The 17,181-nt window shown below is 68.8% G+C and carries 14 protein-coding genes (1 of these 14 running past the window's edge); 4 read left to right on the plus strand and 10 right to left on the minus strand.

Translation table 11 applies throughout. From position 1 onward, the window contains the following. Positions 1 to 5 precede the first annotated feature (5 nt). Positions 6 to 2,351 (plus strand): phosphomannomutase/phosphoglucomutase, encoded by a 2,346-nt coding sequence (locus ACW5IY_RS01430; RefSeq protein WP_049435217.1) that lies wholly within the window; start codon positions 6 to 8, stop codon positions 2,349 to 2,351. Positions 2,352 to 2,389: 38 nt separating this feature from the next. Here the strand turns inward: ACW5IY_RS01430 and ACW5IY_RS01435 are convergent, their stop codons facing one another. The 8 genes from ACW5IY_RS01435 to pyrE all read right to left on the minus strand — a co-directional run bounded on the left by ACW5IY_RS01435 (position 2,390) and on the right by pyrE (position 11,841). Continuing rightward, positions 2,390 to 3,103 carry a response regulator transcription factor gene (locus ACW5IY_RS01435; RefSeq protein ID WP_019338804.1) on the minus strand — a complete coding sequence of 238 codons (714 nt, stop codon included), beginning with the start codon at positions 3,101 to 3,103 and terminating at the stop codon, positions 2,390 to 2,392. Next, positions 3,084 to 5,744, minus strand: coding sequence for an ATP-binding protein (locus ACW5IY_RS01440; RefSeq protein ID WP_049435218.1), 2,661 nt, complete (start codon positions 5,742 to 5,744; stop codon positions 3,084 to 3,086). Before ACW5IY_RS01440 ends, ACW5IY_RS01435 begins: the two co-directional genes overlap by 20 nt. Before the next feature lie 51 nt (positions 5,745 to 5,795). After that, entirely contained in the window at positions 5,796 to 6,446 is a 651-nt protein-coding gene (gene kdpC, locus ACW5IY_RS01445) for a potassium-transporting ATPase subunit KdpC (protein WP_049435219.1), read from the minus strand. Continuing rightward, the gene (gene kdpB, locus ACW5IY_RS01450) at positions 6,443 to 8,500 is read right to left on the minus strand and encodes a potassium-transporting ATPase subunit KdpB (protein ID WP_049486730.1); all 2,058 of its coding nucleotides are present in this window, start codon (positions 8,498 to 8,500) and stop codon (positions 6,443 to 6,445) included. The genes kdpC and kdpB overlap by 4 nt, the downstream gene beginning before the upstream one ends. 10 nt (positions 8,501 to 8,510) lie before the next feature. Then, complete coding sequence (gene kdpA, locus ACW5IY_RS01455; protein ID WP_049435220.1) at positions 8,511 to 10,220, minus strand: potassium-transporting ATPase subunit KdpA; 1,710 nt, start codon at positions 10,218 to 10,220, stop codon at positions 8,511 to 8,513. Between the two features lie 12 nt (positions 10,221 to 10,232). Then, the gene (locus tag ACW5IY_RS01460) at positions 10,233 to 10,325 is read right to left on the minus strand and encodes a potassium-transporting ATPase subunit F (protein WP_005407770.1); all 93 of its coding nucleotides are present in this window, start codon (positions 10,323 to 10,325) and stop codon (positions 10,233 to 10,235) included. 174 nt (positions 10,326 to 10,499) lie between these two features. Next, on the minus strand, positions 10,500 to 11,162 hold the full coding sequence (locus tag ACW5IY_RS01465; protein WP_049435221.1) for a hypothetical protein: 663 nt from the start codon (positions 11,160 to 11,162) through the stop codon (positions 10,500 to 10,502). A 19-nt stretch (positions 11,163 to 11,181) separates the two neighbouring features. Next, positions 11,182 to 11,841, minus strand: a complete 660-nt coding sequence (pyrE, locus tag ACW5IY_RS01470; RefSeq protein WP_010486876.1) for an orotate phosphoribosyltransferase — start codon at positions 11,839 to 11,841, stop codon at positions 11,182 to 11,184. Between the two features lie 162 nt (positions 11,842 to 12,003). Between pyrE and ACW5IY_RS01475 the strand changes: the two genes are divergently transcribed. The 3 genes from ACW5IY_RS01475 (at position 12,004) to ACW5IY_RS01485 (ending at position 14,483) form a co-directional block, all read left to right on the plus strand. Continuing rightward, the gene (locus ACW5IY_RS01475; RefSeq protein ID WP_005412008.1) at positions 12,004 to 12,804 is read left to right on the plus strand and encodes an exodeoxyribonuclease III; all 801 of its coding nucleotides are present in this window, start codon (positions 12,004 to 12,006) and stop codon (positions 12,802 to 12,804) included. After that, complete coding sequence (locus ACW5IY_RS01480; RefSeq protein WP_049435222.1) at positions 12,801 to 14,174, plus strand: muropeptide MFS transporter; 1,374 nt, start codon at positions 12,801 to 12,803, stop codon at positions 14,172 to 14,174. The genes ACW5IY_RS01475 and ACW5IY_RS01480 overlap by 4 nt, the downstream gene beginning before the upstream one ends. A 78-nt stretch (positions 14,175 to 14,252) precedes the next feature. Then, complete coding sequence (locus ACW5IY_RS01485; RefSeq protein WP_005420465.1) at positions 14,253 to 14,483, plus strand: hypothetical protein; 231 nt, start codon at positions 14,253 to 14,255, stop codon at positions 14,481 to 14,483. A gap of 118 nt (positions 14,484 to 14,601) precedes the next feature. Here the strand turns inward: ACW5IY_RS01485 and ACW5IY_RS01490 are convergent, their stop codons facing one another. Both ACW5IY_RS01490 and ACW5IY_RS01495 read right to left on the minus strand, forming a co-directional pair. Continuing rightward, on the minus strand, positions 14,602 to 15,729 hold the full coding sequence (locus ACW5IY_RS01490) for an anhydro-N-acetylmuramic acid kinase (protein WP_100049980.1): 1,128 nt from the start codon (positions 15,727 to 15,729) through the stop codon (positions 14,602 to 14,604). 65 nt (positions 15,730 to 15,794) lie between these two features. Beyond that, a protein-coding gene (locus ACW5IY_RS01495; protein WP_043403159.1) for a M23 family metallopeptidase crosses the window boundary here: on the minus strand, positions 15,795 to 17,181 show its 3' portion. Its footprint extends 86 nt past the window's final position; only the last 1,387 of its 1,473 coding nucleotides appear in the window; its start codon lies off the right edge, out of view; it ends in the stop codon at positions 15,795 to 15,797.

Here is a 17,181-nt window from a genome sequence, read left to right on the forward strand (position 1 = left end):
CATCGATGAGCGGCATCGGGGAAGGACAGCGGGGACGGTCGTTGGGACGCAGTGCGCCACTACTGGGGGTGCTGCTGGTTCTGCTGGCTGGCTGGTTCGGATGGAGCGCGGTGCAGCAATGGCGCCAGGAGGCCAACGGCCAGGCGCTGGAAGCTGCGCGTGACCAGGCCGTGCAAGGCCTGCAGGAGGCCGCTGCCGGCCAGCTGAAGCAGCTGCAGCAGCAGCTGAAGAACGAGCGCGTGCAGCAGGCGCTGCAGGCCGGCGATGCCGCTGCGGCGGCACTCGCGGTCCGCGAGAGCTGGACCGGCGTCGAGCACGCCGAAGTGCTGACCGCCGATCTGGCCAACGCCTATGCCGACCCGGCGACCTTCGGCTATGCCCGGTTGGCGCTGCTGGAAGCCGCATTGGCCGAGACCGGCCCCAGCCTGCGCGTGGTCCGCGATGGGGGCGGCAATCGTCTTGGCCTGGCGGCACCGGTGCCGCTGGGCAGCCTGGGCCCGGCAGTGCTCTACGTGCGCCAGCCATTGCTGCGACTGACCTCGCCGCTGGACCAGGTGAGTGCGCCATCGGCCGGTTTCCTTGGCCTGCGCCAGGGCGCGCATGACCTCGTCGCCCAGGGCGATGCCAGCCTGGCCGAAAGTGCCGAAGCATTGGCGCGGCCGATTCCGGGTACGCCGTTGCGGCTGGTGGCCGCGGTACCCAATGTCGAACCCGGTCCGCTGGGCCTGGGTTCGCTGGCCAGCGCCATCGTCGCGCTGCTGCTGGCGTTCATCGCCGTGCTGCTGGTGGTGGGTCGCGGCCGCCTGCCGAAGGCGCTGCCGCTGCCGCGCCGTGCGGCCGTGGCGGAAGCGGATCATGGCCCGACCCTGAGCGAGAGCCTGCAGATGGCGCCGCCGCCGGTGGCCGAGGCCAGCACAACTGAAAGTGCACCGCCGCCCCCGCCGCCGGTTCCGGCCGAGGAACTGGCGGCCGGTATCTTCCGCGCCTACGACATTCGCGGTGTGGTGGGCAGCCAACTGACGCCGAAGACGGCGGCGCTGATCGGCCAGGCCATCGGTACCGTGGCACTGGAGCAGGGGCTGCGCGAGGTGGTGATCGGCCGCGACGGCCGCCTGTCCGGCCCGGAACTGGCCGCAGGGTTGGCCGAGGGTCTGAGGCGCGCCGGTTGCGCGGTGATCGACATCGGCCTGGCACCGACCCCGGTCGTGTACTACGCCGCCTTCCATCTGCGCACCGGCACCTGCGTGGCGGTCACCGGCAGTCATAACCCGCCCGAGTACAACGGCTTCAAGGTGGTCATCGGCGGCGAGACGCTGTCCGGCGACGCCATCACCGATCTCTACCAGCGCATCATCGAAGGCCGCCTGGTACAGGCCGCCGAGCCGGGCGATTACCAGCAGCGTGATGTCAGTGCCGACTACATCCAGCGCATCGCCGACGACGTGCAGCTGGACCGCCCGTTGAAGGTCGTGGCCGATGCCGGCAACGGCGTCGCCGGTGCGCTCGCACCGCAGCTGCTGGAAGCGATCGGTGCTGAAGTCATTCCGCTGTACTGCGATGTCGACGGTACCTTCCCCAACCATCATCCCGACCCGAGCGAACCGGCCAACCTGGAAGACCTGGTGCAGACGGTCAAGCGCTTCGGCGCCGACCTCGGCGTCGCCTTCGATGGCGATGGCGACCGGCTGGGCGTGGTCACCGGCGAAGGCAGGATCATCTATGCCGACCGCCTGCTGATGCTGTTTGCCGCCGATGTGCTGATGCGCAACCCCGGCGCGATGGTGATCTACGACGTGAAGTGCACCGGCAAGCTGTCCGACCACGTGCTGCGCAATGGTGGCAGTCCGCTGATGTGGAAGACCGGGCATTCGCTGATGAAGGCGAAGATGCGCGAGACCGACGCCGAGCTGGCCGGCGAGATGAGCGGCCACTTCTTCTTCAAGGAGCGCTGGTTCGGTTTCGACGATGGCCTGTATGCGGCGGCGCGCCTGCTGGAGATCCTGGCCCAGCGCGAGGAGACCCCGGATGAGGTACTGGCAGAGCTGCCGGAGATGGTGGCCACGCCGGAACTGAAGGTGCCGGTGGCCGACGGTACGCCACATGCGCTGGTGGCGATGCTGGTGGCGGCGGCGCAGTCGCCGGACAACCCGTATGTGGGCGGCCGCCTGTCGACCATCGACGGCCTGCGTGTGGACTTCCCCGATGGCTGGGGCCTGGTGCGTGCCTCCAATACGACGCCGGTGCTGGTGCTGCGCTTCGAGGGCAACGACGAGGCGGCACTGGAACGCATCCAGGCGCTGTTCCGCAGCCAGCTGCAACCGGTGCTGGGCGAGACCCCACTGGAGTTCTGATCGATCCTGGTGGGTGCCGACCGTTGGTCGGCACGCTTTCACCCCTTGAACCGCAGCCCCACGCCCGGTTCGGTGAACAGGTAGCGCGAATCCAGCGCCGAATCACCCAGCTTGTGCCGCAGCTTGCCGACCAGGATGCGCAGGTAATGGGTGTCGTGCTGGTGGGTCGGCCCCCAGATCTCCTGCAGGATCTGCGGCTGGGTCACCACGCGCCCGGCATTGCGCAGCAGCAGCGACAGCAGCGCGTATTCCTTGCGGGTCAGCGCCACCGGTTCACCATCGAGTGCCACTTCACGGCGCACCAGGTCCACATGCAGATGGCCATCGTCGAACACCGGCGGGGTGCCGTCGCTGGGCACGCTGCGCGTGCGCAGCAGCGCCCGTACCCGCGCCATCAGCTCCTGGGTACCGAAGGGTTTGGTCACGTAGTCGTTGGCGCCGTTGTCCAGCGCCCGCACCTTCTCGGTTTCGCCGGCGCGAACGGTCAGCATGATCACCGGCACCTGGCTCCATTGCCGCAGCTGCTCCAGCACCTCGTGGCCTTCCATGTCCGGCAGGCCGATGTCCAGGATCACCAGGTCCATGTCTTCGCTGGCGGCCATCTCCAGGCCTTCCTGGCCGGTCGCGGCCTGCCGTACCTGGTAGCCCTGCGCGCGCAGGCTGATATCCAGGAACCGGCGGATCTGGGTTTCATCATCGATCACCAGCACGCGCGCGGCCGGCACGCTGGCATCAATCGGGGTCGGGCTCATCGTGGGAGGCTGGCTTGAGCAGGGGCAGGGTGATGCGGATCAGGGTACCGCGACCGTCGCGTCCGGGCAGCGCCTGCACGCTGCCGCCATGCGCGCCGATCATGCCCTGGCAGATGGTCAGGCCCAGGCCGGTGCCGTGGCGGCCGCGGTCGCCGCGCTCGACGCTGTAGAACATGTCGAAGATGCGCGCACGCTCGTCATCGGGAATGCCGGGGCCGGCATCGATCACGTCGATGCGCAGCTGGCCGTCCAGCTCGCGCGCCTGCACCTGCACGGCGGCATCGGGCGGCGAGAACTTGGCCGCGTTTTCCATCACATTGAACACGGCCTGCTCGACCAGCGCCGGGTGCACCCAGATCGGCGCCAGCGTGGAGGGAATATCCAGCTCCAGCCGTACCTTGGGCTGGTAGCGCTGCAGGCGCCGCGCCGCCGAGCCGATCAGTTCGTCCACGCCGATCCAGTCGCGGTTGATCTTCAATCCTTCGTGGCCGAGGCGGGTCATGTCCAGCAGGTTCTGGATGTAGCGGTCCAGCCGTTCGCCCTCGACCAGGATGGTGTCCAGCAGGGCACGGCGATCGGCTGTATCCATCGCCGCACCGTAGCTGGCCAGGCTGTCGGCCGAACCGATCATCGCCGCCAGCGGCGAGCGCAGATCGTGCGATACCGAAGAGAGCAGGGCCGAGCGCAATCGCTCGGTCTCGTTGCTGACGTGGGCCTGTTCCAGTTCGGCCACCAGCCGCGTGCGCAGCGCGGCCTGCGCGATGTCATCCACCATCGCTTCGGCCAGCTGCCGCTGCTCGGGCAGCAGGCGCGCCTGCGCGCCGGGCAGGTACAGGCCGGCCACGCCGATCGCGCGGTCTTCGCCATCCAGCAGCGGCAGGAACCACCATTGCGCGCCGGCCAGCGTGTCGGTGAAGCGGCCGCTGGGCTGGCCGTGGCGCAGCGCCCAGTCGGCGGCGGCCAGATCGGTATCGCCAGGCTGGCTGCGGCCACCGGTTGCGGTATCGGCGCCGATCCGCAGCCACGCCGGCACGTCCATGGCCTGTTCCAGTGCATGCCGACCCGCCTGCGCCACCTCGCCGTTGCCGGCGGCACTGGCCAGCTGGCGGCCCAGCTGCTGGCGCGCACGCGCATGGCGGTTGGCGGCACGCAGCGCAATCACCTGCATGCGCAGGCGCGAGGCCAGGCGTCCGGCCACCAGCGCGGCGGCCAGGAACAGGAACACGGTGATCACGCCCTGGCGCGCGCCGATGGCGAAGGTGAAGCGTGGCGCAATGAACAGGAAGTTGTAGGCGAGGAAGCACAGGATTGCCGCCATCACCGCCACGCTGGCACGGGTTCGTGCGGCCACCAGCACCACCGCGACGATGAACACCATCGACAGGTCGGCCATGCCCACCCAGCGTTCGGCCAGCCATGCCACCGCACAGGCCAGTGCAGTGGCGATCAGTGCCTGTGCCGGCTCGTAGCTGATGCCGCGTACCGGCGGCAGCAGGCCCTCGCGGCGCGAGCGCGCACGGGCCTGCGGGGTGCTGATGATGGTGATCTCGTAATGCGCGCCGCGCTGGATCAGCTGCTGGGTCAACGTTCGGTTGAACATCCGCGCCAGCGGACGTTCGCGGGTCCGCCCCAACACCAGGGTCGACACGCCGTTGTGCGCGGCGTGGTCGAGCAGGGCGTCGGCGATGCTCGAGCCGTGCAACAGCTCAGCGTCGCCGCCCAGCCGCCGTGCCAGCGCGAAGGCAGCATCGATCTCGCGCCGGGTCGCCTCGTCTTGGCGTCGCCCCTGCACGGTCACCACCGTCCACGGTGCGTCGCGGCGCTCGGCGATGCGCCTCGCCACGCGCACCAGGTATTCACTCTGACCGCCGCCATCAATGGCCACCAGCACGCCGCGACGCAGCGGCAGGTTGCTCTCGCCACGCGCGGCGCGTGCTTCGCGCAGGCTGCTGTCGACGCGGTCGGCCGCTTCCTGCATGGCCAGTTCGCGCAGCGCGGTCAGGTTGGCCGGCGAGAAGAACGCCTGCAGTGCCTGCGCGGCCTGTTCCGGCACATAGACCTTGCCCTGCTGCAGGCGCGCGATCAGTTCGCGCGGCGGCAGGTCCACCAGCACGATGTCGTGCAGTCGGTCGAGCACACCGTCCGGCACGGTCTCGCTGACGCGCACGCCGGTGATGCGCATCACCACATCGTTGAGGCTTTCCAGGTGCTGGATGTTGACCGTGGTCCAGACATCGATGCCGGCGTCCAGCAGCTCCATCACATCCTGCCAGCGCCGCTCATGGCGGCTGCCCGGCGCGTTGCGATGGGCCAGTTCATCCACCAGCACCAGCGCCGGGTGCCGTGCCAGCACGGCATCCAGGTCCATCTCCTGCAGGGTGTGGCCGTGGTAGGCCACTGCCTTCAGCGGCAGCTGCGGCAGGCCCTCCAGCAGCGCCTCGGTATCGGCGCGGCCGTGGGTTTCCACCAGCCCCACCACCAGGTCAACGCCACGGCGCAGCTGTTCCTGCGCGCGGGTCAGCATGGTGTAGGTCTTGCCCACGCCCGGCGCCGCGCCGAGGAATACGGTCAGCTTGCCGCCGGCTTCGCGTTGCAGGCCTTCGACCAGGGCATCGGCCTGGCGGGTACGCGCATCAGTCATGGGTGCCGCTGTCATGCCCGCCATTGTGCGCGCAGCCGGTGCAGGCCGGCATCACGGCGCCTTGGCCGCGTGGTCCAGCGCGAAGTTCAGCGTCACCACGTTCACCCGCGGCTGGCCGAACAGGCCCCACTGGCGGCCTTCGGTATGCGCCTGCACCAGCGCTTGTACGCGCTCCACCGGCAGGCCACGGGCACGCGCTACGCGTGCCACCTGCAGCTGAGCCGCCGCCGGCGACAGCTGCGGATCCAGGCCGCCTGCGGACTGGGTGACCAGATCCGCAGGCACCTGCGGCGGCGCGACACCTTCGCGTGCGGCGACCGCAGCCGTGCTGGCGGCCACGCGCTCGGCCAGAGCCGGGTTGCTGCGCGCCATGTTGGAACCGGCCGCGGCCATCGGGTCGTAGTTGGCGGCCGACGGGCGCGCCTGGAAGTAGCCATCACCGGTGAACGGCTGCGACAGCCATGCCGAGCCGCGTACCTGGCCGTTGCCATCGCGCAGCAGGCTGCCCTCGGCCTGGGTCGGGTAGGCCAGGCCGGCGAAGCCGGTGGCGATCCCGGCGTAGACCGCGCCGGCCAGCAGCAGGGTGGCCAGGCCCAGGCCGATCGCCGGGCGCCAGCTTGCGCCATCCTGCAGGCTGGCCACGCGGGCCTCGGCCTTCTGTTCGCGCGGAAGGGAAGACGAAGTGGAAACAGTACGGTTCATGCGCCGAATACCAGGACAAGAAGGAGGTCGATCGCCTTGATTGCCGCGAACGGCAGCAGCACGCCGCCGAGGCCGTACACCAGCATGTTCCGGCGCAGCAGCGCCGTTGCGGTGGCCGGGCGGAAGCGCACGCCACGCAGGGCGAGCGGAATCAGGGCGGGAATCACCAGGGCGTTGAAGATCAGCGCCGCCAGCACCGCGTTGCGCGGGCTCGACAGCTGCATCACGTTCAGTGCGGCCATGGTCGGAACGGCAGCGGCGAACAGCGCCGGCAGGATCGCAAAGTACTTGGAGACGTCGTTGGCCAGCGAGAAGGTGGTCAGCGCGCCGCGGGTGATCAGCTGCTGCTTGCCCACTTCCACCACCGCCAGCAGCTTGGCCGGGTCCGAATCGAGGTCGACCATGTTGCCGGCCTCCTTCGCCGCCTGCGTACCGGAGTTCATCGCCAGGCCGATGTCGGCCTGGGCCAATGCCGGGGCGTCGTTGGTGCCGTCGCCGACCATCGCCACCAGGCGGCCGCCGGCCTGCTCCTGGCGGATGCGCGCCAGCTTGTCTTCCGGTCGCGCTTCGGCGATGTAGTCGTCGACGCCGGCCTCGGCAGCGATGGCGGCGGCGGTCAGCGGGTTGTCACCGGTGATCATCACCGTGCGGATGCCCATCGCCCGCAGCTGCGCGAACTTCTCGCGCATGCCGTGCTTGACCACGTCCGACAGCTCGATCACGCCCAGCACGTGGCGGCCCTCGGCCACCACCAGCGGGGTGGCGCCGTTGCGCGCGACCTGCTCGACACGACCGGCCAGCTCGGCCGGCACGTTGCCGCCCAGCGCCTGCACGTGGGCACGGATCGCATCGGCGGCACCCTTGCGGATCTGCCGCCCATGTTCCAGGTCGACGCCGGACATGCGGGTCTGGGCAGTGAAGGCCAGGTAGTCGGCATGGTCCGGTTCGGCGGTGGCACAACCCTGTTCGCGCGCCAGGCGCACGATCGACTTGCCTTCCGGGGTGGGGTCGGCCAGCGAAGAGAGCAGCGCTGCTTCGCGCAGCTGGCTGGCGTCGATGCCGGCCAGCGGATGGAAATGACTGGCCTGGCGGTCGCCGTAGGTGATGGTGCCGGTCTTGTCGAGCAGCAGCACGTCCACGTCACCCGCCACTTCCACCGCCTTGCCCGACTTGGCCAGCACGTTGGCGGCCAGCGCACGGTTCATGCCAGCGATGCCGATGGCCGGCAGCAGCCCGCCGATGGTGGTCGGGATCAGGCACACCAGCAGCGCGATCAGCAGCAGCGGGTCGACCTTCACGCCCACGGAGGCGCCGATCGCCGGCAGCGTCGCCACCACCACCAGGAAGGTCAGCGTCATCGCCGCCAGCAGCAGGGTCAGCGCGATCTCGTTCGGGGTCTTCTGGCGGTTGGCACCCTCCACCAGGGCAATCATCCGGTCCAGGAAGCTGTGGCCCGGCTCGGCGGTCACCCGCACGATGATCTGGTCGGACAGCACCTTGGTGCCGCCGATCACGCCGGAGCGGTCGGTACCGGCCTCGCGCAGCACCGGTGCCGACTCGCCGGTCACCGCCGCTTCGTTGATGGTGGCCAGGCCCTGCACGATCTCGCCGTCGGCCGGCACCAGCTCACCGGCACTGACGATCACATGGTCGCCCGGGCGCAGTTCGGCGGCGGGTACCAGGGTTTCGGCAGCGCCCGGCTGCGGCGCTGCCAGCCGGCGCGCTACCAGATCCTGGCGGGCACGGCGCAGCGAGGCGGCCTGGCCACGGCCGCGCGCTTCGGCCACCGCCTCGGCGAAGTTGCCGAACAACACGGTCACCAGCAGGATCGCGGTCACCGCCAGACCGAAGCCCAGCGGCGCATTGCCGGTCAGGGTGACGATGGCGGCGACGATCGTGCCGGCCATCACCACCGCCATCACCGGGCTGCGTACCAGGTGCATCGGTGACAGCTTGCGCACTGCGTCGACCAGCGCACGGCGCAGGCCGGGGCCATCGAGCAGGGCAGGGCGCGGTGCAAGGGAACTGCGGGTGGAACTTGCTTGGGTACTCATCAGGGTGTCCTTAGTGCAGTCCCAGGCTCAGGTGGTCGGCGATCGGGCCGAGTACCAGCGCCGGCATGAACTGCAGCACGGTCAGGATGACGATCACCGAGACCAGGGTCAGGGCGAAGGTCGGGGTTTCGATCTGCAGGCTGCCGGCAGACTCCGGCGCCTGGCGCTTGGCGGCCAGCTGTGCGGCCACTACCAGCGGAATGATCAGCAGCGGGAAGCGGCCCAGCAGCAGCACCAGCGAGCAGCTCAGGTTCCACCACAGCGTGGCGTCACCCAGCCCTTCGAAGCCCGAACCGTTGTTGGCGTAGGCCGAGACGTACTCGTAGAAGACCTGGCTGATGCCATGGAAACCGGGGTTGGACGTGCCGGCCAGACCGGGCACGGCCAGGGTGATGGCGGTGAACACCAGCAGGGTGATCGGCTGCAGCAGCACCAGCAGGGCCAGCAGGCGTACCTGTGGCGTCTCCAGTTTGCGGCCGAACAGTTCCGGCGTACGCCCGGTCATCAACCCGGCCAGGAACACGCCCAGCAACAGGTACACGATGAACTGCTGCAGGCCACAGCCAATGCCGCCCCAGATCGCGCTGACCAGCATGTTGACCATCGCGATGCCGCCACTGAGCGGCGCCAGCGAATCGTGCATGCCGTTGACCGAGCCGTTGGAGACCTGGGTGGTCACCGCCGCCCACAGCGCCGTGCCATCGGCGCCGAAGCGCACCTCCTTGCCTTCCATCAGCAGCGGCGTAGCGGCGCTGGCACTGTGTCCTTCGCTCCACATCATCGCGCCGGTGGAAAGCAGCGACATGCCCAGCATGCAGGTGAACACCAGGGCGCCGAAGCGACGCCGGCCAGTGAACGCACCGATCATGAAGATCACCGCCATCGGCACCAGCAGGATGCCGACGATCTCCAGCGCGTTCGACAGCGGGGTCGGGTTCTCCAGCGGGAAGCTGCTGTTCGGGCCATACCAGCCGCCACCGTTGGCGCCCAGCTGCTTGGCCGCGACCATCGCCGCCACCGGGCCCAGCGGCAGCTTCTGTTCGGCCATGCCGGCGCTGGCATCGATCGGCGTGGCCTGTGGCCCACCGGCCATCGTCGATGGCACGCCCTGGCTGGTCAGCACCAGCGTCCACACCAGGCACAGCGGCAACAGGAAGCGCACGCACAGGCGCACCACGTCCACGTAGTAGTTGCCCACCGCCACCTGGCGGTCATCGCCGCTACCGGTGGCGGCCGCAGCCTGCGGCGCACGCGAGAACAGCGCGCGCAGCGTGGCCACCGCCAGCGCCAGCCCCATCATCGGCGTCACCACCTGCAGGCCGGTGATACCGGTCATCTGCGAGAGGTAGGACAGCTGCGCCTGGCCCGAATAGTGCTGCTGGTTGGTGTTGGTCAGGAACGAGATCATCGTGTGCAGCGCGGTGTCCCAGCGCATGTTCGGGATCTGATCCGGATTCAGCGGCAGCCAGGCCTGGGTCATGAACACCGCCTGGGTCAGTACCGCGACCACCACGTTGCTCAGGACGAAGGCCAGCACGTAGCCGCGCCAGGACATCGAGCGCGATGGATCGACGCCGAACACCCTGTACAGCGGCTTCTCGATCCAGTGGAACAGCACGTCGACCTTCATCGGCGTGCCACGCATCACGCGGGCCAGGTACAGGCCCAGCGGCCACGCCAGCAGCAGGCTGGCGGCAATAATCACAAGCATCTCAGTCATGGCCGGCTCCGCTCAGAACGACTCGGGCCGCAGCACGACATAAAGAAGATAGGCGGCGGCGACCAGCACCAGCACGCCACACAACAACGACAGCCAGGGGGACATTGCAATAGCGTCCTGGTGGAACCCCTCCACCTCAGGCCGCCATCGTCGTCCTGCCCCCCATAAACGCACTACGCGCCGGACCGGGCCGACGCGTAAAGAGTGCATAAATTCCGTGGGCCAACCCGTAACCGGGCCCGGGGTAGCGCCGGGCCATGCCCGGCGGCAGGAGCGTCGTCAGCCTGCCGGGGCAGCCGGCGCCACGCCCTTCAGCTCGCGATAGCGCTGCAGGGTGCTTTCAATTTCCGCCTTCAACGCCTGCTGCTGCTGCAGGAACCCGGCCTGCAGGCGCTGCTGCGACTGCAGCTGCACGTGCCGCTGGCGGATCGCCTCGGCCTGCTTGTCGGCCACCTTGGCACCGGCCAGTTCGCGGTCACCGGCCGCTGACAACAGGGCTACCAGCGACTCACGCAGGCTGGTGACGTTGTACTCGGCCGTCTTCAGGTTGTTGTCCAGCACTTCCTGGCGCTCGGCGAACACCCGGCGCAGGTCGTCCTCGCTGCCATAGGTGGTCAGCATCGCCTGCTCGGTGCGCTGCCGGGTCTGCTCGGCCATCAGGTCCAGCTGCTGCTGCGCGGCCACCGTGCTGGCGGCGGCGCGCTCTTCGTCGGTCAACGCGCGCTGGACCTGCGCATTGCGCAGGCCACTTTTCGCGTTGAATTCCTCGCGGGCATGGTTGACCGCATCGGCCGGCAGCGAATCACTGCAGATCCGCTCCTTGCCCTCGTTCCAGCAGTACAGCTTCTTCTCCACCTTGTCGCCACCCCGCGACTGCGCCGGCAGTGTGAACGGCACGGCCAGCAGCAGGCCAGCAAAGAGAACAGCAGGAACTCGGGACATGACCTTTCCCCTGGGTCGGTCAGCGGATCGAACGGACGCCGTACTGGGCCCGGTAGGCTTCCAGCGGCTGCCGGTAACCCACAAGTTCCGGGTTGCCGGAGGCGAAATCAAGCAGGTCGGCCAGCGATGCCACGGCGATCACCGGAATGCCGGCTTCCTCGGCCACCGACTGCGCCGCCGAACGGCGATCGGTTTCCGAGGCGATCTCCTGGCGGTCCAGCGCCACCACGATGCCGGCCGGGGTGCCACCGGCAGCGCGGATGATGCCCAGTGCTTCGCGGATCGCGGTACCCGCGGTGATCACGTCATCGACGATCAGCACGCGCTTGCCATTCATGTCGGCGCCGATCAGCTGGCCGCCTTCGCCATGGTCCTTGGCTTCCTTGCGGTTGAACGACAGCGGCAGGTCGCGGCCACGCTGGGCCAGCTCGCAGGCCATCGCGGTGGCCAGCGGAATGCCCTTGTAGGCGGGGCCGAACACCACGTCGTACTTGATTCCGGTGGCGTCGATGGCATCGGCGTAGCAGGCGCCGAGCTGCGACAGCAGCGAACCGGAGTCGAAACGACCGGCGTTGAAGAAATAGGGGCTCAGCCGGCCGGACTTGAGGGTGAACTGGCCGAAGCGCAGGGCGTCGGCGGTCAGGGCCAGCTGCAGGAAACGGTGGCGGTGGTCGCTCATCAAAACTCGATTCATCTTCATTTGGAGCACAAATCCTAATCCAGCTGGGCGTTTCGCGCTCGTCCGGGCCCGTGTGAAGGGTGCTGCGGCCCGGCCTGGCGGACTGCGCAGCCCCGCGGGCAACCGGTATGCTTGCCCGGTTTCCCGCCGCAGGTCCCCCGCATGCGCATCATCAGTTTCAACGCCAATGGCATCCGTTCCGCCGCGACCAAGGGCTTCCTCGACTGGTTCCGTGCCCAGGACGCCGACGTCCTGTGCATCCAGGAAACCAAGGCCCAGGAAGACCAGCTGACCGACCCGATGTTCCGCCCGGATGGCCACCACTGCTTCTACCGCGATGCCATCACCAAGAAGGGCTACAGCGGGGTGGCGATCTACAGCAAGCGCGAGCCGGACCAGGTCATCACCTCGCTGGGCTGGGCCCCGTTCGACGACGAAGGCCGCTACATCGAGGCGCGCTACGGCAACCTCAGTGTGGTCTCCTTCTATATCCCGTCCGGCAGCTCGGGCGACCTGCGCCAGGGCTTCAAGTTCGAAGTGATGGAATGGCTGCGGCCGATCCTCGAAGAGTGGGCGCGCAGCGGCCGCGACTACGTGCTGTGCGGCGACTGGAACATCGTGCGTTCGGCGCTGGACATCAAGAACTGGAAGTCCAACCAGAAAAACTCCGGCTGCCTGCCGGAAGAGCGCGACTGGCTCAACGCCCTGTGCGCGGACCACGGCCAGGCCACCGATGTCGCCGCCGGCCGCGGCTGGGCCGATGCCTACCGCCTGCTCAACCCCACCGGCGAGGACTACACCTGGTGGAGCAACCGTGGCGCCGCCCGCGCCAACAACGTCGGTTGGCGCATCGACTACCAGTTCATCACCCCGGGCCTGCGTGACCGCCTGCGCAGCTGCTCGATCTACCGCGACGAGCGCTTCTCCGACCACGCCCCGTTCACCGTGGACTACGACCTGTGACCGAGGCTGCCAAGCCGCGCCGACCCTGGCAGCAGGTGGTTTCCAACCTGAGCCAGCGCAAGGTGCTGGCGATGCTGCTGCTCGGCTTCAGCTCCGGCCTGCCGATCTATCTGGTGGGCAACACGCTCGGCTTCTGGATGCGCAAGGAAGGCATCGAGCTGAGCACGATCGGTTTCCTGTCATGGGTCGGGCTGGCCTACACCATGAAGTTCCTGTGGGCGCCGATCGTCGACAAGACCGACGTGCCTCTGTTCGGTCGTTTTGGCCGCCGCCGCGGCTGGATGCTGCTGTCGCAGCTGGTCGTAGTGGTGGGCCTTGTCGGCATGGCGCTGGTCCAGCCCAAGGGGGGCCAGATCCAGTTCCTGGGCATCGCCTGGCAGCACATCGTCGTGTTCGGCGTGATGGCCGTGATCGTGGCGTTTGCTTCGGCCACCCAGGACATCGTCATCGATGCCTGGCGCATTGAAAGTGCGGACAACAGCGAGCAGCTTGGCCTGCTGACCTCATCCTCGGCATTGGGCTACCGCACTGCGTTGCTGGTCACCGATGCGCTGATCCTGATCATCGCGGCCCGTGTTGGCTGGCAGGTCTCCTACGAGATCATGGCCGTGCTGATGGCGCTTGGCGTGGTAGCCGTGGTCATGGCCCGTGAACCCGCGCGGGAAGTGGCTGCCGTGCAGGCACAGGCGACCTCCCTGTGGACGCCGCGCGGATTGTTCGACGCCGTGGCGGGGCCGTTCATCGCCTTCGTCCGCGAGCATCGCAGCGGCGCGATCCTGATCCTGGTGGCCATCAGCGTCTATCGCATGGCCGACTTCGTCATGGGGCCGATGGCCAACCCGTTCTACGTCGATCTTGGCCTGGACGAGGACACCGTTGGCGCGGTGCGTGGCTCGGTGGGCCTGGTCGCGACCTTCGTCGGCATTGCTGCGGCAGGCCTGGTCTCGGTGCGCTGGGGGGTGCTGGCGGCGCTGATGGTGGGTGCCGTGCTGGGGCCGGCCTCCAACCTGGCATTTGCCTGGCTGGCCTATTCGGGCCCGGACACGACCCATTTCGCCGTGGCCATGGCAATCGACAACTTCGCCAGCGGTTTCGCCGGTACGGCGCTGATCGCCTATATGTCCAGCCTGACCAGCATCGGATACACCGCAACCCAGTACGCGCTGCTGAGTTCGTTCTACGCGATGCCCGGCAAGGCGCTCAAGGGGCTCTCGGGGTGGTCGGTACAGACGCTCGCACAGGGCCGGACGCTGCTGGAAGGCTACGCGCTGTTCTTCGTCGGTACCGCGCTGGTGGCGATCCCGGTGGTGATCCTCTGCGCCCTGCTGATCCTGCAGCAGCGCCGTCGCCAGGCCGCCAGCTCGACCTGATTGCCTGCCCGCCCGGTCTGCGGGATCATCGCCCCCGACGCGCCGAGGGGGCGGTGCCTTGCGAACGGGGAAGTGAGCATGGCCGACGTTGTGCTGCGGGACCTGGACCCGCTGCTGCTGGAACGCATCCGACGTGTCGCGGTCGCCCGCGGCTGGACCCACGAACAGACCTGCGCCGCTTTGCTGGAGCAGGGCCTGTTCAGCAGTGAACTGGAAGTTCGCTCCGGCTTCGGCGATCCCGAAGTGGACGCGCTCTCCGACGCCATCGCCGCCCTGCAGGCCTTGCCCGCAGGGCAGGGCTTCGATTAGCGGCCGCGCCGCAATGCTGTAGAGCCGAGCCCACGCTCGGCTGCTCTTCGCCGGCCCACGCCAAGCCGAGCATGGCTCGGCTCCACAACGGCGCCTTACATGCGCCGATGACGCCACCTCACGCCAGGTGGATCGCCCCGAGGATCCGCGGCCCCTTGGCCCCGGTCACGCTCGGCAGGTTGCCGGCCAGCCCGTCCATCGTCCGCTGCGCCAGCCAGGCAAAGCCCATCGCCTCCACGTACTCCGGGTCCAGCCCGAGCACCGCGCTGGATTCCACCTGCACGTCCGGCAGCCGCGCCGCCAGCCGCTTCATCAGCTGCCGGTTGCGCACACCGCCGCCACAGACCAGCAGGCGCCGGGTCTGCGGCTGCTGCGCCAGCAGCGCATCGGCCACCGTCGCCACGGTCAGCTCCAGCAGGGTGGCCTGCACATCGGCCGCAGCGTATTGGCCTTCGCCCATGTGCGTCTCGGCCCACGCCAGGTGGAACTGCTCACGGCCGGTGCTCTTCGGCGGTGGCAGCGCGAACCACGGGTCCGAGCGCCAGCCGGCGAGCAGGCTTTCGTCCACCGCGCCGCTGGCGGCGTAGGCGCCGTCGGCATCGAAGGTGCGGCCGGTGTGGCGCTGGCACCAGGCATCCATCAACGCGTTGGCCGGGCCGGTATCGAAGCCACGCACCGCACCTTCGCGCGGGATCAGGGTCAGGTTGGCGATGCCGCCCAGGTTGAGCACCGCGCGGTCCTCATCGGCGGTGCCCAGCATGCCCAGGTGGAAGGCCGGCATCAGGGGTGCGCCATGGCCACCGGCCGCCACGTCGCGGCGGCGGAAGTCGGACACCGTGGTGATTCCGGTCAGCTCCGCGATGCGGTTGCCATCGCCCAACTGGACGGTGAAGGCGGGGTCGGCCAGCGGGCGATGGCGCACGGTCTGGCCGTGCGAGCCGATCGCGCGCACCTGGCTGCGATCCACGCCGGCCTCGGCCAGCAGCTGGTTGGCGGCTTCGGCGAAGTTGATCGCGATCCGCGCATCCAGCTCGCCCAGCTCCTCCAGCGAGTCCAGCGGGCCGCCCTCACCCAGCGCCACCAGCCGCGCACGCAGCACCGGCTCCCAGCGGGCGGTCAGCCCGTGCACGAAGCGGCAGCCGCCGCCGGCGGGGAACTGCACCAGCGCGGCATCGATGCCATCGGCGCTGGTGCCCGACATCAGGCCAAGGTACAGGGGGGCGTCAGCGTCGGCAGTCGTGTTCATGGCGGGCATAAAAAAAGGACGCGGCAAGCTTGTGCTGCCGCGTCCTTCTTCGTCAACGCAGGGGCTCAGCCGCGCTTGCGGCCGGTGCTGCTCTTGTCCTTGGCGCTGGCCACCTCGGGGGCGGCCTCGTCGCGGCTGGTCGGTGCCGGGCTGGCATCGGCGTAGATCAGCTTTTCCATGCCCTGGATGCGGGCCATCGCCGGCGCGGTCTGCGCGCGGAAGGCGACCAGCTCGGCGCCCTTCAGCGGCTCCGGCGGCGGCATGGTCACGGTCAGCGGGTTGCGGTGCTCGCCGTTGACGCGGAATTCGTAGTGCAGGTGCGGGCCGGTGGCCAGGCCGGTCGAGCCGACATAGCCGATCACCGTGCCCTGGGCCACGCGCTGGCCGGTCTTGATGTTCGCAAAGCGCGACATGTGCCCGTACAGGGTGGTGTGGCCGCGGCCGTGGTCGAGGATCACCACATTGCCGTAGCCGCGCTGCACGCCGGCGAACTGCACGCGGGCATCGCCGGCGGCCATGATCGGGGTGCCGGTGCGCGCGGCGTAGTCCACGCCCTTGTGCATGCGCATCTTGCCCAGCACCGGGTGCTTGCGCGCGCCAAAGGTCGAGCTCAAGCGTGCGAAGGGGATCGGCATGCGGATGAAGCTCTTCTTCAGCGAACGGCCGTTGATGTCGTAGTACTCGGACTTGCCGTTGCGGTCGAAGCGGAAACCGGAATAGGTCTTGCCACCGGTGGTGAAGGTCGCCGCCAGGATCTTGCTGGTGTCCACCTTCTCGCCTTCGCGCCAGGTTTCATCCATCACCACGCTGAAGCGGTCGCCCGGCTGCAGGTCCTTCGAGAAGTCGATGTCGTACTTGAAGATGTCGTCGGTCATCGTCGCGATCGCTGACGGCGACAGCCCGGCGCGGCGGGCCGCGGCATACAGCGAACTGGTGATCTCGCCGCTGGTGACCACGGTGCGCGTGGAGGTCTCGCGCTGGGTCACCTTCTCCTTGATGTCGTCGCCGGTCAGGCTCAGTTCCACCCGGTTGTCGGCATCGCGGTCGAAGCGGATGCTGCGCAGGTCACCGGACAGCGGCATGTCGAAGGCGATCTCGGCACCCGGGCGCAGCTTGGTCAGCGCCTCACGCGCGCCCGGGTGGTCCAGTACCCGGTGCAGGGTGGTGGCCGGGATGCCAGCCTTGTCGAACAGGTCGCTCAGGGTCTGGCCGCGCTGCACGCGCAGCACCTGCCAGCTGTCACCGGGCACCTGCTGCTGGCGGGCCATGGTCAGCGGCGGCAACGGCAGCGCCAGGCTGGTATGGCTGTCGGCAAAGGGGGCGTCGATGGTGTGCGAGAAGCCTGGGACGATCGTTGCCACCAGCGCGCCGATGGTCGCGAACAGGCTGGCATGCATCCAATGGCGGCGGGTCCAGCGCTCATTGAAGGCGGCGGGAAGATGTTGCCTGAGC

The organism is Stenotrophomonas sp. C-A, from assembly GCF_054030835.1.

Excerpts from the sequence above, each read along its gene's own strand:
- ACW5IY_RS01430 (WP_049435217.1), top strand. The coding sequence starts at position 6 with ATGAGCGGCATCGGGGAAGGACAGCGGGGACGGTCGTTGGGACGCAGT.
- ACW5IY_RS01435 (WP_019338804.1), bottom strand. The coding sequence starts at position 3,103 with ATGAGCCCGACCCCGATTGATGCCAGCGTGCCGGCCGCGCGCGTGCTG.
- ACW5IY_RS01440 (WP_049435218.1), bottom strand. The coding sequence starts at position 5,744 with ATGACTGATGCGCGTACCCGCCAGGCCGATGCCCTGGTCGAAGGCCTG.
- kdpC (WP_049435219.1), bottom strand. The coding sequence starts at position 6,446 with ATGAACCGTACTGTTTCCACTTCGTCTTCCCTTCCGCGCGAACAGAAG.
- kdpB (WP_049486730.1), bottom strand. The coding sequence starts at position 8,500 with ATGAGTACCCAAGCAAGTTCCACCCGCAGTTCCCTTGCACCGCGCCCT.
- kdpA (WP_049435220.1), bottom strand. The coding sequence starts at position 10,220 with ATGACTGAGATGCTTGTGATTATTGCCGCCAGCCTGCTGCTGGCGTGG.
- ACW5IY_RS01460 (WP_005407770.1), bottom strand. The coding sequence starts at position 10,325 with ATGTCCCCCTGGCTGTCGTTGTTGTGTGGCGTGCTGGTGCTGGTCGCC.
- ACW5IY_RS01465 (WP_049435221.1), bottom strand. The coding sequence starts at position 11,162 with ATGTCCCGAGTTCCTGCTGTTCTCTTTGCTGGCCTGCTGCTGGCCGTG.
- pyrE (WP_010486876.1), bottom strand. The coding sequence starts at position 11,841 with ATGAGCGACCACCGCCACCGTTTCCTGCAGCTGGCCCTGACCGCCGAC.
- ACW5IY_RS01475 (WP_005412008.1), top strand. The coding sequence starts at position 12,004 with ATGCGCATCATCAGTTTCAACGCCAATGGCATCCGTTCCGCCGCGACC.
- ACW5IY_RS01485 (WP_005420465.1), top strand. The coding sequence starts at position 14,253 with ATGGCCGACGTTGTGCTGCGGGACCTGGACCCGCTGCTGCTGGAACGC.
- ACW5IY_RS01490 (WP_100049980.1), bottom strand. The coding sequence starts at position 15,729 with ATGAACACGACTGCCGACGCTGACGCCCCCCTGTACCTTGGCCTGATG.